The sequence below is a fragment of the Akkermansia sp. JRP_AM1 genome, from assembly GCF_049262625.1.
GTDB lineage: Bacteria > Verrucomicrobiota > Verrucomicrobiia > Verrucomicrobiales > Akkermansiaceae > Akkermansia > Akkermansia massiliensis.
In genome coordinates this window covers 2,429,318-2,445,508 of the sequence record NZ_CP118234.1, presented here as the reverse complement: position 1 = coordinate 2,445,508, position 16,191 = coordinate 2,429,318, and the positions used below count along the sequence as shown (strand labels likewise).

General features: G+C 59.3%; 15 protein-coding genes. 9 read left to right on the top strand and 6 right to left on the bottom strand.

Going from position 1 to position 16,191, the window contains the following annotated elements; genetic code table 11:
- Positions 1-152: 152 nt before the first annotated feature.
- Entirely contained in the window at positions 153-764 is a 612-nt protein-coding gene (locus PVA48_RS11710; RefSeq protein WP_423231779.1) for a glycosyl hydrolase family 95 catalytic domain-containing protein, read from the bottom strand.
- Positions 731-2,524, bottom strand: a complete 1,794-nt coding sequence (locus PVA48_RS11705; protein WP_423231778.1) for a glycoside hydrolase family 95 protein — start codon at positions 2,522-2,524, stop codon at positions 731-733. Before PVA48_RS11705 ends, PVA48_RS11710 begins: the two co-directional genes overlap by 34 nt.
- Before the next feature lie 330 nt (positions 2,525-2,854).
- On the opposite strand from PVA48_RS11705, the gene eboE reads away from it, so the two are divergent.
- The gene (eboE, locus tag PVA48_RS11700; protein WP_423232526.1) at positions 2,855-3,883 is read left to right on the top strand and encodes a metabolite traffic protein EboE; all 1,029 of its coding nucleotides are present in this window, start codon (positions 2,855-2,857) and stop codon (positions 3,881-3,883) included.
- A gap of 3 nt (positions 3,884-3,886) precedes the next feature.
- Complete coding sequence (locus PVA48_RS11695) at positions 3,887-4,756, top strand: hypothetical protein (RefSeq protein WP_423231777.1); 870 nt, start codon at positions 3,887-3,889, stop codon at positions 4,754-4,756.
- 103 nt (positions 4,757-4,859) lie between these two features.
- Here the strand turns inward: PVA48_RS11695 and PVA48_RS11690 are convergent, their stop codons facing one another.
- Positions 4,860-6,014 (bottom strand): MFS transporter, encoded by a 1,155-nt coding sequence (locus PVA48_RS11690; protein WP_102726718.1) that lies wholly within the window; start codon positions 6,012-6,014, stop codon positions 4,860-4,862.
- Positions 6,015-6,163: 149 nt separating this feature from the next.
- Positions 6,164-7,561 (bottom strand): RNA polymerase factor sigma-54, encoded by a 1,398-nt coding sequence (rpoN, locus tag PVA48_RS11685; RefSeq protein ID WP_102728034.1) that lies wholly within the window; start codon positions 7,559-7,561, stop codon positions 6,164-6,166.
- Between the two features lie 286 nt (positions 7,562-7,847).
- Between rpoN and PVA48_RS11680 the strand changes: the two genes are divergently transcribed.
- The 7 genes from PVA48_RS11680 (at position 7,848) to PVA48_RS11650 (ending at position 13,756) form a co-directional block, all read left to right on the top strand.
- A complete protein-coding gene (locus tag PVA48_RS11680) occupies positions 7,848-8,423 on the top strand; it encodes a GDSL-type esterase/lipase family protein (RefSeq protein WP_423231776.1) in 576 nt (191 codons plus the stop codon).
- 792 nt (positions 8,424-9,215) lie between these two features.
- Positions 9,216-9,815: a manganese efflux pump MntP family protein gene (locus PVA48_RS11675; protein WP_102729619.1), complete on the top strand. Its 600-nt coding sequence runs from the start codon at positions 9,216-9,218 to the stop codon at positions 9,813-9,815.
- A gap of 109 nt (positions 9,816-9,924) precedes the next feature.
- The gene (locus PVA48_RS11670; RefSeq protein ID WP_423231775.1) at positions 9,925-11,151 is read left to right on the top strand and encodes a hypothetical protein; all 1,227 of its coding nucleotides are present in this window, start codon (positions 9,925-9,927) and stop codon (positions 11,149-11,151) included.
- Positions 11,151-12,152 carry a discoidin domain-containing protein gene (locus PVA48_RS11665; protein ID WP_423231774.1) on the top strand — a complete coding sequence of 334 codons (1,002 nt, stop codon included), beginning with the start codon at positions 11,151-11,153 and terminating at the stop codon, positions 12,150-12,152. The genes PVA48_RS11670 and PVA48_RS11665 overlap by 1 nt, the downstream gene beginning before the upstream one ends.
- 26 nt (positions 12,153-12,178) lie before the next feature.
- Positions 12,179-12,904, top strand: a complete 726-nt coding sequence (locus PVA48_RS11660; RefSeq protein WP_423231773.1) for a hypothetical protein — start codon at positions 12,179-12,181, stop codon at positions 12,902-12,904.
- The gene (locus tag PVA48_RS11655) at positions 12,814-13,392 is read left to right on the top strand and encodes a hypothetical protein (RefSeq protein ID WP_423231772.1); all 579 of its coding nucleotides are present in this window, start codon (positions 12,814-12,816) and stop codon (positions 13,390-13,392) included. The genes PVA48_RS11660 and PVA48_RS11655 overlap by 91 nt, the downstream gene beginning before the upstream one ends.
- Before the next feature lie 103 nt (positions 13,393-13,495).
- On the top strand, positions 13,496-13,756 hold the full coding sequence (locus PVA48_RS11650) for a hypothetical protein (RefSeq protein WP_102728029.1): 261 nt from the start codon (positions 13,496-13,498) through the stop codon (positions 13,754-13,756).
- A gap of 256 nt (positions 13,757-14,012) precedes the next feature.
- Here PVA48_RS11650 and PVA48_RS11645 read toward each other — a convergent pair whose 3' ends face one another.
- Positions 14,013-15,389 (bottom strand): replication-associated recombination protein A, encoded by a 1,377-nt coding sequence (locus PVA48_RS11645; protein ID WP_423231771.1) that lies wholly within the window; start codon positions 15,387-15,389, stop codon positions 14,013-14,015.
- A 230-nt stretch (positions 15,390-15,619) separates the two neighbouring features.
- Positions 15,620-15,946: a hypothetical protein gene (locus tag PVA48_RS11640; RefSeq protein WP_102726724.1), complete on the bottom strand. Its 327-nt coding sequence runs from the start codon at positions 15,944-15,946 to the stop codon at positions 15,620-15,622.
- Positions 15,947-16,191: the final 245 nt, after the last annotated feature.

Sequence of the window (16,191 nt, the reverse complement as noted above, 5' to 3'; positions counted from 1 at the left end):
ACAGGCACAAGCCCTTTTGTTCATCCAGGCATCAGCGGGCGCATTACTCCCTTGGCAAATGGGGCACCTTACAACAGAAACAAGGCTGTACCTGCTGAAAAACAGCTGTAACGGCGTGAGAGACATCGGTCCTGAACCGTTCTGAAGATTCCTCAACTGCCTTTGACGGGCGTCTCCGGCGTCAGTTCATACGTCTTTTCCGTGCCATTGGCGGCCACCTTGACGGATTGGGCCACCGGGGAGGAAAGGCGGAACTGCGTTACCCTGCCGTCCTTCCAGTCCATGTCCACGGTAATGTTGCCGCGGGCTTTCAGCCCACGCACGCTCCCGTTTTTCCAGGCTTCCGGCAGCGCCGGCAGGAGATGCAGGCGGCCGGTGCGGGACTGGAGCAGCATCTCCGCAAAGCCGGCCACGATGCCCATGGTTCCGTCCACCTGCATGGGCGGATGCGTGGTGAACAGGCTGTCCATCATGCTGTGGCGCATCATGCCCCGAATCATCTCATAAGCCTTTTCCCCGTCCAGAAAACGCGCCCAGAGGCTGGCGCGCCACGCCCAGGTCCAGGAACGGCGGGAATCCCCCGTGGTTCCGCGCGCCAGCAGGGATTTGCGGGCGGCTTCCGCCCATTCCGGCGTCTTTTCCGGGCTGATCCGGCTGCCGGGATAAACGGCAAACAAGTGGGAGGTGTGCCGGTGGCGCGGGTCCCAGGAGCCGCCCGGCTTGCGGGCGATCATCCATTCCAGCAGCAGGCCGTCCTCCCCCACCCTGGGACCGGCCAGAAATCCCTCTTGGCGGCCAGTTCTTTCCTCCAGGCAATGTCCACGCCCAGGGTTTCCGCGGCCTGTACGGTATCATGGAACAATTCCCACACGATCTGCTGGTCATGCGCGCAGCCGTCCTCCCTGGGGCCGTGTTCCGGGGACCAGCCCATCGGAGCCACCAGCGTTCCTTCCTTCACGTCCTTCAACTCCCGGGAGATTATTTCCGGCGTCACCTTCCTGTCCTCCGTCCGGAAGTTGCTTCCTCCCGCGTGCAGGGGCTTGAGCTGGCTTTCCCAGAAACGGCAGATTTCCTTCATCATCGGGTAAGCCGTCGTTTTCAGATACTCCCTGTCCATCGTGAACAGGTAGCGTTCCCACAGATGCAGGGCATACCACGCGGAAGCGGGCTTGTTCCATTTAAATCCCTGGCCCCCGTAAATGTTCTGGGCCGTCCTGGACGTCCAGCCCGGAGCGGGCTTGCCGCCAGCCGTCCTGAACTCTTTCTCCTCCCGGGTGATTTTACGCGCGGCGGGCGCCATTTCCCGGATGTAATCCACCAGCGGGTCATAACATTCCGCCAGGTTGGAGGGGAGCACTCCCCAGTAGCACATCTGGATGTTGATATTATTGTGGTAGTCGGAATCCCACGGCGGAATCAGGCTGTAATTCCACAGGCCCTGGAGGTTGGCGGGCAGATTCCCCGGCTGGGAGGAGGAAAGGATGACGTAGCGGCCGAAGTTGAACACCAGTTCCTCCAGATCGGGATCACGGGCGTCCCTTCCGGCGTCCACCGCCTGCCTGTACCTCTTCAGCCTCTCGTTGACGGGGAGTTCCGCCGTGGCGTCCTCCGTCTCTCCCAGGTCCAGGGAAACGCGGTGGTAAAGCTTGCCGTAGGCGCCCCGGTGGGCGGCTTTCAACTGCTCCGGAGCCGCCTTGAGCGCACGGGCCAGAACGGCGTCATTCCTCTTGCGGGGCGGCTCCCCCTTCCAGTTCCGGGAAGCGTCCAGCACGTAATCCGTAGCCAGGGAAACCAGCACGCGGCAGGAATCCGCCCGCCGGACGGTGATGGAGCCGCCGTTAGCCGTGACACTTCCACCCCTGGGAAGAACGGCAATGCGCGCCTCATAGGTCAATCCGTTCTTCAGGGAACCCTGCATCAGAATCATTCCCCTGCCCCCTCCGGCCGTGGCCGTAATCCTGTCCTGAGGATGCAAGGTCGCCAGGCGGAAGGAGGCTTCCACGGAACGGGGCCTGTCCCCCTGCACCGTCATGGAAACCACCTGGTGCGGAACGCTGGCGAAATACTCCCTCCGGTAACGGACTCCCCCGGAGTTGTAGGACACGGAAGCCAGCGCCTCCGCCACATCCAGCGTCCTTTTATAATCCTGCACGTTCTCTGCTGCCGGATACGTGATTTCCAGCGTGCCGAACGGCTGGTAGGATCCGAATTTGACGGAATCCGGCCCCTTGTCCTTGGCTTCCGCACTGCAAAAACCTCCGGACCACATGCTGATTTCCGTCAGCTCCAGGCGGTCCTTTTCCACGCCTCCGTAAATGAGCGCTCCTATTCTTCCGTTGCCGATCGGCGTGGCGTCCTTCGCCCAGGAGTTGTCCCCGGTTCCCTTCTGGGGCCGCGTCTCCTTCCATTCCGCCGGACGGCTGAACCGGACCAGGGAGGATTTCCATGCCGTTGATTCCTCCGCCGCGCGCAGGACGTCCCCGTGGAACAGAACACCAAGAAGGAGAAAGAAGAACGGACGCATAACGGAAAGATACTACCATATATCCGGAGCCTTTTCAAAGCCATTCTTTCCGCCGGAAAGGACGCTTCCGGATGACGCCAAAAGCCGCAATTCCATGAAATTTTTCCTCACTGCGGAACCGTATGTAGGCTTGAGGAACGTCCCATGCGCACGCATTTTCCACCATTTTCCCCCGGAGTGGAACGCCGTTCCCCAAAACAGCACATACTGCCCCGCCATGCTTTCCTACTGCACCAACATCCATCCCGCCGAATCCTGGGCGGAAACCCGGGAAGCCCTCCAGACCCACGTTCCCCGCATCCGGCAGGAACTGGCCGCACTGAATTCCCCCTGAAGGACCGCCCCCTGGGCATCGGCCTGCGCCTGTCCGCCAGGGCGGCAGCGGAACTGCTGGAAACGCCGCACGCCGTGGAAGCCCTGAAAGCATGGCTGGACGAACACAACGCGCGCGTGGAAACCCTCAACGGCTTTCCCTACGGGAACTTTCACGGCCAGCGGGTGAAGGAACACGTTTTCCAGCCGGACTGGACCACGCCGGAACGTTTTGAATACACCTGCAACCTGTTCCGCATCCTGGCCCGCATCGGGGATGAAAACGCAGACAGGCTGACCGTCAGCACGCTCCCCGCCTCCCACAGCTGGTTCCATGCGGAGGAGGAGCGCATGTTCTCCCGTCTGGACGCCATGAGCGGATTCCTGGACGTGCTGAGCAGGCAGACCGGACGCCTGATGCAGCTTGGGCTGGAGCCGGAGCCATTCGGCCATTTCCACGATACGGAGGGCGCCATCCGCTTTTTCAACGGCCTGCGCAACCACTCCCGCCGCCCCGAACTCATTGAACGCCACCTGGGGCTGACGTATGACACCTGCCACTTCGCCATCCTGCGGGAGGAACCGGCAGACACCCTCTCCGCCTGGGAGGAAAACAACATCTCCCTCTGCAAGGTGCAGTTCTCCAACGCCCTGGAATGCCGCATACGCGGGGAGGAAGACCTGGAACGCCTCCGCCAGTTTGACGACGGCGTTTATTTCCACCAGACCAGCATCCTCCACCGGGGCAGAACCATGCTTTTCCCGGACCTGCCGAACGCCCTGGCCTACGGGCGGGATTACGCGGAGGAAACGCGGGATTCCCAATGGCGCATTCATTACCACATTCCCCTGTACGCCTCCCCGGAACCGCCCCTGCGGGGCACGGAGGATTTCATCCTGAAAACGCACGCCTTCCTCCGCAGCCATCCGGGCCTGAACCCCCACCTGGAGGTGGAAACCTATACGTGGAGCGTCCTGCCGGACCATCTGAAAATTCCCCTGGCCGCCCAGATTGCCCGTGAACTGCATTACGTTGAAACCCTGTAAGAGATGACCCGCATTCACAAACACGCCGCCCTGACCGCCGGATTCCTGCTGCTGGCCTCCGGCCTCTCCTCCTGCACCCTCCTTCCCGCTTCCTCCTCCGGCGGCCCGGATACCCCGCGGAGCCTGGGCGCGCGCATGGAAAAGCATACGGAAGTCCTGCAAAAAGACATCGGGCCCAGAAACGCCCGGCAGCCCAAATCCATGGAAGCCGCCGCCAAATACATCGCCGGAAGCTTCTCGGACATGGGTTATGCCGTCACCTTGCAGCCCGTTTCCGGAGGGGATGCGAAAAAGGGGACCGCCATCTACAACGTCCTGGTTTACAAGCCCGGACTGTATTCCAACAACCAGAGCATCGTAGTGGGAGCCAATTACGATTCCAGCGAACGGCTCAACAACGGAAGCGGAGCGGCCCTGCTGCTGGAAACGGCCAGGGGCCTCAAGGACATTCCCACCAACCACAACATTTACTTCGTCGCGTATGCGAACGGAGCGGAACCCGCATCCGCCTCCTCAGGAGCCTCCGTCCACGCCAAAACCCTGAGCGGCAGCATCGGCGCGGCCAACATCCTGGGCATGATCAACCTGGAACCGCAGGAACTGGCCGCCGCTGCGGAGCAGAAACAGCCGGAACCGGAATCCCCGCAGGAAGCCGTGCTGTTCATGACCACGCTCCGCGGCAAGGAATTCGCGGGCCAGTGCGCCACTCCCTTCACCAAATCCTGGGAGCAGGCTCCCCCACCTTCCACCGGGAGCCCTCCGCCATTGCGGGCAATGACCGCCATTACGCGGCGCTGGGCATCCCCACGGTCTCATGCCTGTGCAAGTACGCCATTACGGATTCCCATACGGAGGACTATGTGCACGCCCTGACGGACATGATTCACCAGGTGGCGGACAATGACGTGCCCAAACCGGAGAAAAACGCCGCGGCGGACCAGAAAAAACCCTGACGCCTCTTTCTCCCCCTCTTCTTTTACCGGGACAGCTTTCTTCTTCCGTGGCCGCCGCCCAGCATCAGCACGGGCATGAAGGAGAGCGCCACCAGCGCAATGACCATCGGCATCCAGTTGTCGGAATACCGCTGCATCAGGAAGGAGGTCAGGGAAGGCCCGGCCAGCGTGCCAATGGAGTAGCTCAGCAGCAGAAGCTGGTTCATGGTCACCAGCTCATCCCGTGAGGCCTCTTCACACCCCCAGGCCATGGCGACGGGGTACAGGGAGAAACCCGCCAGCCCCAGCGCGATCAGGGAGGGGGCCATCAGGCCGCCTTTCAGCACCAGCCCCGCGCATGCGGCCACCACCAGCAGGGACTGGCATTTCATGACGAAGGCGCGCCCGTATTTGTCCGCCAGCCGTCCCATGGGCCACTGGCCCAGAATAGCCGCGGCAATCAGCAGGGCCATCCAGTACCCCACGGAGGAGTGGTTCATGCCCTGGTGTTTCAGGAACAGGGGCATCAGGCAGTAAATGGTACCCAGCACTACGCCGGAAATCACGCACCCCACCACGCCCAGAAACACGCTGCGGCGTTTGAGCAGCGTCCGAACCTCCACATGGGTGGAAGACAGGGCGCCCGCGGAATCAGACTCCAGGCGGGCAAACAGCAGGGGAATCATGCCCACTGCGGACAGAACGCATACCTCCGTCACCACCAGGGACATGTCGCTGGGAAACCAGCCCAGGAGGAGCTGGCCCAGCACCGTTCCCAGATAATAAACCACCAGGTAGGAGGCCAGAAGAATGCCGCGGGTTTTCAGTGTTCCGGCCCTCAGCAGGGCGCTCTCCACCACCACCCAGACCAGGGCGCAGCTTATCCCCGTCAGCAGCCGGAGGCCGCTCCAGGCCAGCGCGCCTGGAAACACAAGCAGCAGCAGGGTGGACGCCGCGCATAAAACGCACGCGTACTGGTAGCTCCCCTTGAAGCCGGCCTTGCGGATCACCCCGCCGGCCATCAGCGTGCCCGCCAGGTTCCCCAGAAAGAAAAAAGCCCCCACCAGCCCGGCCTCCCAGGTGGCGGCGTCAGACTGTTCCATCCACAGCGGAACCACCGTATTCAGAACGGCAAACGCCACCGTCTGAAAAAGAAGCCCCGCCAGCAGCAGGGCAATAGGCCAGGTAAATGTACGCATCACGATAAAGCGGGGACTATAGCACCAAAGCCGCAGCAGTCAACCGCCTCTTCCTCCGGAAATAAAAACAGGGAAAGCATTCCCGCAGAACAATACATAAATTATTGATAATAAACTATCAATAAACCATTAAAAAATATAGTGGACTGTCATATCCCCCGGCGCAGGGAGGCGGGCAGAATCTTCATCTGCTCCCGGTACTTCGCCACCGTGCGGCGGGCGATGTTCACCCCCTGCTCCTGAAGCGCGGCGGCCAGCCTGGCGTCACTGAGGGGCTTGGAAGAATCTTCCTCCGCAATCAACCGCCGCATCAGCTCCTGAACGGCGCCGGACGCCACGGCCTCCGCGCCCGCTCCGCCCAGGGAAGCGCCCCCCTCCGCCGGAACGCCCGCGCTGAAAAAGGCCCTTAGCTCCTTCATCCCCCACTTGCACAGCAGGTACTTGTCCCGGCACGCACGGGAAACCGTGGACACGTGCACCCCCATTTCCTCCGCCACCTCCTCCATGCCCATGGCCTTCAGCCGGGACGGCCCGAACCTGAAAAAATCCTCCTGCCGCCGCACGATGGCGCGGGCCAGGCGCAGCACGGTCTCCTGCCTCATGTCCAGGGCGCGCAGCAGTTCCTGCCCTTCCCGGAATGCCTTGCGGAGATACTGCCGGAGCTCCCGGCTGCCGGAGCTCTCCGCCATCAGCTCCATGTACCGTTCATTCATGGACAGGCGCGGCAGGTACTCGGAAGTGAGGACTACATCCAGACCCCCGGAAGGCCCTTCCTCCACGATGACGTCAGGCAGCAGATGGGGATTGCCGCCGGGAGCATAGGCGCAGCCGGGGTCCGGCGTCAGGCTGCGGATCACTTCCAGAGCCTCCGCCACGGCTTCCGGCTCCACGTCCAGCAGGCGCGCGGCCTCCTCATACTTGTGCGCCGCCAGCTCCCGCCAGCAGCGCTTGACCAGGCGGAAGGCGAGCGAACGCTTCAAGCCGCGCTGTTCAAGCTGAATCAACAGGGAATCCCTCAAATCCGCCGCTCCCACGCCGGGAGGGTCCATCCCCCTCAGCACGTCCAGGGCTTCCTCCATATCCCTCATGCTGAAGCACTCCCGTTCTTCCAGCTCCTGCGGGGACTCCGTCAGGAAGCCGCGGTCGTCCAGGGCGTCAATCAGCAGGAACAGGGCGTCCCGGGCGCGCCCGGTCAGCGCGGAATGCTGCGCCTGGTCCGTCAAATGGGTTTTCAGGGATTCCGGAGCCACCACGGACTCATACATGAAATCGCGGCGTGCGGCGGCCTCCGCGGATGGGCGGCCTTCCGGCGTAAACTCGTTCCAGCCGTCCTCCCGCTCATTCCAGGCGTCTCCGTCCGGACCGTCCTCCAGGGCTTCCGGAGAAGCGTCCGGCAATTCCTCAAGCATGGGATTGGTCTCCAGCGCGTGGCGGAGAAGCTGCTTCAATTCCAGAGCGGAGGCCTGGAGAATCTGCATCCCGGCCTGCATGGACTGGGAGGCGGCCATCTGGCGCGCCATTCCATGCTGCAGGGATACCTCACTCATACCGTCACAAGCTACACCACCCCCCGGAATCTGGCAAGGGGGAACGCCCCGGCGCAAGAGCTGCCAGCGCACAGCAGAAGCGGAAAAAAACAACAACTTTTATGTAACGTTTTAAAAAAAACATGCGTATACTATGAAAGTAAATGAAAACCTTGCGTGCAATTGCGTTCTCCCTCCTGGCCTCCCTCTCCATGGCGACGGCGGCCGACCTGCCGTCCCCCCGCTCCCGTTGCCGCGGGAACAACCCCAATGGTGGAGGCAGCAGTATGAACAACAGGTAGAGCAGGTGAAAAACAATCCCTGCGGCGTCCTTTTCCTGGGAGACTCCATCACGGACTATTGGAAAAGAGAAGGAAAGCAAGTATGGGAAAAGGAATTCAAACCCTACCATCCCTGCAACTTCGGCATTTCCGGAGACCAGACCACCAACCTGATTTACCGAATCACGGATTCCGGCATACCGGCCCAGACGGAACCCAAACTCTGCATCGTCATGATCGGCACCAATAACACCGGCCATTTCAAGGCTGGGGAAGCTCCGGAAAAAACGGCCATGGGCATTCTGGGCGCCGTGGAGCACCTGCTGGTCAGGTTCCCGGACACCCATGTGCTCCTGCTGGGCATTTTCCCCCGCGGCACGGGGCCGCAGGACAAGCTGCGCCAGCACAATGACAAAATCAATGCCGTCCTGGCCCAGTGCAAACTGCCCCGCACCACCTACGCCAATATCAACAAGCGCTTTCTGGACCCCGCAGGCAAGCTCCTGCCCGGCATCAGCAGGGACAACCTGCACTTTACGGAAAAGGGTTATGCCATCTGGGCAAACGCCGTGCTGCCCTACATGAAAAAATACTGCAAGTAATCCTCTCCTTTCTTCTTCACCGCATGACGGACGGAAGAAATGTCCCTCTTCCAGCATTCAGTTTATGGAGCCGTAGCGCCGGGAATATCATTGGGGGAAATTTACGGCTCCTGCAGAAACATTTTCAGGCCTTTATGCTTGAGAATTTCACTACTCAGGATTAAATTACTTCGCTTAATACCCTTTGAAAATGAAATTTATTCTCGTTAGTGTAGCTATCTTCAACGTATTATGTGTATGTTCCGGACTTAGAGAACTGTGTTTTGATGAATGGTTCCATAGCACATTTTCTATTATATTTTCATCTATTGCCGCATTACTTTTTACCGTCTCATTCATTTTCTTAAGCAAGAAAATATGCAAGTAATCTAAAATATTGACTTTGAGTAAATTAATGAATAAACAAAATTTTTATCTATCAAGGGGAAATTCTAAAAACAGAGAACACCACGAATTTTCCCATTCTCATTATCTTCTTCATGACAATCGCTATTCCGTTGAATTACTGCACCTGGGCGTAAAAGAAACCGCCAACGCCAAATTAACTGATCCCCCGATCACGCAAAGGCTGTTATTCAGCAGTTTTTGCATTTGAAAAGAGTAATATTGCATAGGCGAATCTCCTGACGAAAAACGGGAAAGTCTCTCTACAACAGACTTCCATGCATTTGGGCAGTCCCTCATGGGGAATGTGCCGATTCTTCTCTCTCCCATGCACCCGGAACCCGGAAAAAACCGCGTGGAACAAAAAAATTGCTTTTTCCCGGGGATGTCCTAGAGTGCCTCTCCGCAATGAGCATGCCGCTTGCCGACTTGTTATTCCTGGCTTTTGCCCTCTCCGTAGACGCCTTCGTCGTGGCGTTCTCCTACGGCTTGCTCATTAAGCAAAAACGTTTGAGCAACGGAATCAAGCTTTCCCTCTCCACCGGGGCGGGACAATTCCTGATGCCCGTGCTTGGCTTCCTGCTCACGGGAACCGTGCACCAGTACATTGCGGCCTGGGACCACTGGCTGGGCTTTGTCGTCTTCACCTTCCTGGGGGTCAACGTCATCCGCGAGGGCTGGAACCACCGCAACGAAGAAGAGCAGATGCCCCACGTCACCAGCCTGACGCTGCCCACTCTTCTGGCCGTGGGAATTGCCACCAGCATAGACGCGCTGGTGGCGGGCGTCAGCATCTATCTCTCCTCCGCCCAGTGCGGCACCACCCCCACCCTCCACGCCGTTCTTCTTCCCGCCGCCGCCATCGGCTTCACCACCTTCCTGTGCACGGCGGCAGGCTTCTTCCTGACCCGGCGGCTGCACCGCTTCCCCACGTTCCACCTGGAAGCGGGGGCCGGGCTCATCCTCATCGGCCTGGGCGTCAAAATGCTCTGCGACCATTTGTGCTGAAAAATGCTCCGCAGCGCATGATAAAAATACTGTTCCGGCGCCGTAGTAAGTCGGAAAACAAACTGGCTCCGGCCCCTTTTTTCCGCTATCCTTAAACAAGCTTTTCCACATGAATATTTCACACCTTCTTCTCTGCACCGCCCTGCTCGCCGCACCCGTCTGCATGGCGCAGGATCTGACGGAACCTGAAACGGAAGCGCCGTCCGCCGCCGGCCAGCTTCCTGCCCCCCTGGCGCAGAAAATAGCCGCGGGCGACTTTGCCGGGCTGCAAACGGAACTCCGCTCCTCCCTCCTGAAGGCTGGGGAACAAACCAAATCCGGGCAAAAACTGCTTCAGGACAAGCAATACCGCCACCTGCTGAACATTCACGAACTCCTGCGCGTCACGGGACCGGACAACGTGAAGGCCGTTTTCTCCAAAAGCCCGCAGGACGCGGCCTTCATCAAGGCCTTTTTACAGGACCCGGCGTGGGTGGAACTCTACCTGGGCGCGGGCCTGATTCCGGAAAACTCCCCGGAAGGGCTTCAAATCCTTTCCGACATCTGGAAGGCGGACGGTAAAAACGCGGACTTCCGGGACTACCAATCCCTCGCCACCGGACTTGCCTCCGTCTTTTCCACAGGCCCCATGGCGGGAAAGCTGAAAACCAACTCCGCCAACAGCAACCCGGTGCGCCGTTACCAGATATTCAAGAAACTGCATCAGGAAAACAAGCTGCATCCCGGCTTCATCAAGCTGCGCCCGTGGGAAATGCGCTTCGTCGTGGGCCATACGTGGGACGACAAATCCTACGAATGGAGCAATGAGCACGTCAACCTCCCCTGGCGGCGCTATACGGACGCCTGCTGGGCCGCCCCCTACACGGGCAACAACTTCTTCGGAGACACCATCCAGGGGCCCCTCTTCTACGTGCCGTGGCGCGACGTCAACACCTCCGCGGAAAACACTCAAGTCATCGGCGGCGTCTGCGGCGGCCTCTCCTACTTCGGCACCATGGCGGCCCAGGCCCACGGCATCCCGGCCTACCCGGTGGGGCAGCCCGGCCACTGCGCCTATGCGGTGCGCGTGAAGCGCGGGGAATGGAAAGGCGGCTTCGGCGGACCGGACGGAGGCATGCACAACCACATCTTCGGCAGCCAGGCCCCCACCTCCTACCTGCTGATGGAAAACGTCTTTGCGGACAACGCCAAGGCGGACCAGGCCTACCTGTGGGCCGCGCAGGCCCGCCTGGACGAAGCCGCCGGCAACAAGGACAAGGCCATCCAGGCCTGGGGGAAGCGCTCAAGCAAACCCCGCTGCACCCGTTCTTCCGCACGGAGCTTCAGCGCCTGCTGATGGAAAAGGAAGGCATGCAGCCCATCGACTGGTACGTGTACGCCAAGGACGCCCTCTCCCACTACAAGGGGAACGGCTTTGCCGCGTTCGACATCCTGAAGGACGTGCAGAACAAGTTCCTGATGGACATCCCGTCCGAAGACCGGATCGCCTGGTTCCGGGACCTGCATGAAACCATCGCCACCACTCCCACCTCCTGGGCGGTCAAATTCCAGCCCGTGCTGGACTCCCAGTCCGCCTTCCTGACCAATCCGCAGGAAAAGGCGGCCTATCTGGAAACGGTCCTCTCCACGCACCTGAAAACGGGGGACGGCACCAACTTCGGCCAGGCGCTGGAATGGGCCGTGAAAACCTTTGTGGAAAACGGCCAGGCGGACGTCTTCTCCAACGCCTTCGCCAAGGTAGCCCAGCAGACGGGGGAAGCCGGAGCCTCCGGAAAAGCTCCCGATCCCAAGAAGCTGAAGGAAGCCTACGGCAAAGCCATCTATGCCACGGAAATGGCCCGCTCCATTCCGGCCTTCCAGACCCTGAGCAAGGCGGCCGCCTCCTTCTCTGACGCCGATACGTCTGCCAACACGGTCAATGCCGCCATCCCCCAGGGTTGGAAGCTGGTGCCCGCGGACGGCATGGTCAGGTGCTCCACCACCTGCCAGTGGGACAGCCCGTGGGACCACATCAACCTGCTGCGCCCCTGCGGCGGCTCCCAGCATACGGACAAGGAAGCGAACCCCAACGTCATTGTGGAACTGAAAAATGGCGTGAACCTGGCCGGGCTGGTGGTCACCAAGCGCAACGGCAATGAAGACCGGATGAAGAAGATGGAAGTCTCCACCTCCACGGACGGAGCCACCTGGTTCCCCCTGGCCGCCACGGAAAACATGCCCAAGGAATGGGTCATCACCGCTCCGGAAGGCACCAAGGCCAAGTGGATCAAGGTGGAAGCCAAGAACGCCCAGCCGGAATTCATGCACCTGCGCCACATCCTCGTTTACGAAAAATAACCCCTGCACCCTTTTCCATTAACGCCATGTTTCATCATCTCAACATCGTTCCCGGCCTGCTGGCCGCAGCCCTCCTCCTGTCCGCGCCCGTCCAGGCGGCCCTCCCGGCCTACAGCGCCGTGAAGGACGAGGCCAAAACCGTCAACAAATACATGATCGTCGTGTGGGCCGGCACGGACTGGTCCCCCAAATCGCGCGAAGTCACCCGCGCCGTGGAGCACCTGGCCAAGGACTCCCCGGAACCCGTCCTCTGGTGCATCCAGGATGAACGGGAGGAAATGACGGAAGAGGAAAAGAAGCTGCCCAAGCCTCCCGGTGAAATCTGGAACATCCCGGCCATCCAGGTGGTTTCCCCCGCCGGCGGCATGGTCTTCCTGTCCGAAGGCGTTTCCAAGGAAACGCTGCCCGCTGTCATGAAGCAGGCGCTGGAAGCCGTGAAGCAGCAGGAAAAGGCCAATGCCCTGTGGGAAAAGGCGGACGCCTCTTCCGGCGCGAACGCGGCCCTTCTCTACGGGGAAGGCCTCCAGCAGCTTCCCCGTACGCGGCCTCCGCCAGGAAGGACATTCTGGAAAAAATCAAGAAGGCGGACCCGGAAGACACCAGGGGCATGCACTTCAAATACACCTTCAAGCACCTGCCCTATATTGAAAAGGTGCAGCGGATGGTGGAAGACTCCGGCAAAAACGGCGGCCAGAAGGACTACAAGGCCGCCCATGCCTATGTGGACAAGCAGCTCAAAATCCCCGGCCTGACGCCCCTGCAAAAACAGCAGGTCATGGCGGCCAGATTCTGGCTCTACCGCAGCGAGGGGAAAAAGGACCAGGCGCTGAAAACCCTGGCGGACATCGCCAAAATCTCCCCCAAGACTCTGATGGGAACAGGCGCGCAGAACTACTACCGCTTCCTGACGGAACCCGTCACCCTCAAGGAGCCGCGCTTCACGGGCTATGACCTGCGCCCGGAATTTACGCCCACCCGCGTCAACATCGGCAGCATGCTCAACGGCCCCGGCAACTACAAGATCACCTTCAAGATGAACAGCGGCGGCTGCAACATCCGCAATCCCCGCTTCATGAGGGGCAGCCGTGTGGTCAGCGAACTGCCCAAGGACCAGCAGGACAAAAACGGCCGGGAATTCACTCTGCGCCTCTCCGGTTCCGAAAAGCCGGACCTGGTCTTCGACTGCCAGGGCCAGGGCTGGTTTGACGCGGACTGCGACATCATCGTGACCAAGGAGTGATCTCTTTAAGGACCGTTTGCAGTATTTTCTAATATTTTAACACAGCAAGCCATCCAAATGATGGCTTGCTTTTTAATAATTTATCTAGTAATCTATAGTTGTTATGGATAATAACCTATGGATTGATAACTTGATATCTAAAAGAGGTTTTTCAAAAGCTCAAGCAGAAGAGGTGCTTGGCGAGGCTAAGAGGTTCGTGAAAAGTGAAGTAAGCCTTGAAGAAATAATGGAGTATATAATTGAAGAGGAGATTGATGACGTAGAATATGCCGTCGAACTAATAGAAAACCAAAAAGATATTAGTTGGGCAACAGATGAAGATGGCAATGTTGCTACTTTCGATGAAATTTTTGGTGACGACTAGTAAAAAATAATGTTATCCGCAGGAGAGAACCAAAAAGTCTTTTTTTGCAGGCACCTTTTGTTAGATACTCAAAGAAAATTTGAATCTATTGCATCTAACAGACACTTACATGTATGAAGGTAAAACTAACCTTCTTTTTTAATTCTTCGTCAAAATCACTATATTTTACACTTAATTTCATCCATATATTGAAAATACGGCGGTATAAAATATATTCTAAACACTGTTACGAGACAGATATTTAAGGGTAGTTTTTCTAGTCTTTTGTCTTGTGGAGGATCTTTTCCGCCAGCTTGCGGCGGTATTCCATGCGCTCCTTGATGCGCAGTTCCAGCCCGTTTCCGGTGGGGGTGTAGTAAACGCGGCCTTCCGGCAGGTAGGCCTGGGGGACGTAATGTTCCGGGTAATCATGGGAATACAGGTATTCCAGCCTGGCGGCGTCCGCACCGCCGGCGGCGGCCAGCTTCTTGCGCGTGGGCGTCCGGAGGTGCTCCGGCACGGCCAGCGTTTTTCCGTTGCGCACGTCATCCATGGCGGCATTGATGCCCATGTAGGCGGAATTGCTCTTGGGGGCCGTAGCCAGGTAAACGGTGGCGTGCGCCAGCGGGATGCGCGCCTCCGGCATGCCGATCATTTCCGCCGCGCGCGCCGCGTCCAGCGCCACGCGCAGGGCGTTGGAGTCTGCCAGCCCCACGTCTTCCGACGCGGCGATGACCAGCCTTCTCCCGATGAAGCGGATGTCCTCCCCGGCTTCCAGCATCATCCCCAGCCAGTACAGGGCGGCGTCAGGATCAGAGCCGCGCATGGACTTGATGAAGGCGGAAATCGTGTCGTAATGGGAATCTCCCAGGCGGTCGTACTTGATGGCCTTGCGCTGGATGGATTCCTCCGCTACGGAGAGGTTCACATGGATAACGCCGTCTTCCCCGGCAGGGGTGGACAGAACGGCCACTTCCAGAGCCGTGATGGCCTTCCGGGCGTCTCCGTCCGCCTTGGCGGCCAGGTGGTTCAGGGCTTCCTCCTCCATGTCCACGCGGGAGGCTCCCAGCCCGCGCTCCGCGTCCGCCAGGGCACGCTTCAGCAGGGCGGCCAGCTCTTCCTCCGGCACGGGTTCCAGCGGGAAAACCTGGGAGCGGGACAGCAGGGGGAAGTTGATCGCAAAGTAGGGGTTCTCCGTCGTCGCGCCGATGAACCTGACCGTTCCCTTTTCCAGATGGGGGAGCAGGACGTCCTGCTGCGCCTTGTTGAATCGGTGCAGCTCATCCACGAAGAGGACGGTTTTCCGCCCGTGCATGCTCATCCTCATCTGCGCCTGGGCGATTTTCTCCCGGATGTCCGCCACGTTGGATTCCACCCCGTTGAGCATCATGAAATGGGCGTTCGTCGTCCGGGCGATGACGGCGGCCAGGGTGGTCTTCCCGCAGCCGGGAGGACCGTAAAAAATCAGGGAGGTGAACCTGTCCGTTTCAATCGCGCGCCTGAGCAGCTTTCCCGGCGCCAGCAGGTGCCTCTGTCCCGCCACTTCATCCAGAGTGCGCGGACGCATGCGCGCGGCCAGGGGCATGGCGGACATATCCGCTCCAGGCTCGAAGCCTTCTCTCGCGTCCGCTTCCTGTAAACTGAACAGATCCATTGGAGGTATTTTACCCGCTGGGAAGACCGGAGAAAAGGCCAATCCCCGGAATCCGGCAAGTTTCACGGAGGGAACGCCGTCCCCTCCCCGCAGAAAGAGGAGGAAAAAGAGAGGAGAAGAAATTACCCGCCCCGCCAAACGGCCATCAGCCAGGGGAGCCCGCGGCAACCGGACTCACGCCGCAGAATGCCCCTTCCCCGCGGCGTCCAGTGGAACGGTCAAGCCCCGCTTTAACCGGACACGGACCAGCAGGACAGCATCAGAACCATGCAGACAGGGGCAAGAATACTGAACAGAAGCCCCGTCACCGCCAGCATCCTGCGGTTCACCTCCCAGTAACGGAGGGAGGCGATCAGCATCCAGATGGGAAGCACAATCATGTGGATGAGCGCCAGAAGCCCCCAGCCTGCCAGCGCCAGCACGAAAAGCCAGGGTTCCGAGCCGTCCGCATCATTGCTCGGCATGAACAAGCCGAAGATACGGTACACGAATAAAAAGGAGACGAATGCGGCAAAAGGTATCCATCCCCAGCGGGCTTCCTCCTTCCGGCGGGCCATGACCAGTTCAAGATAGGGATCATTAAACGCAGCTAGATGATTGGCAGAAGTACTTCTGAAGGGATGCATATCGTTTTTGGTCTCTATTATTAACCCTTCCTCCTGTCAATGATATTCAATCCCGGCGACCGCCCTTCCTGTAAGAAATCTTTTTCTCTAACAAATACGAAATATCAACTTCCGCCAATCATCTTATTGTAGCTGCAAAGTATTGCCTCATTCCGGGAAACCTGCTTGATGATGAA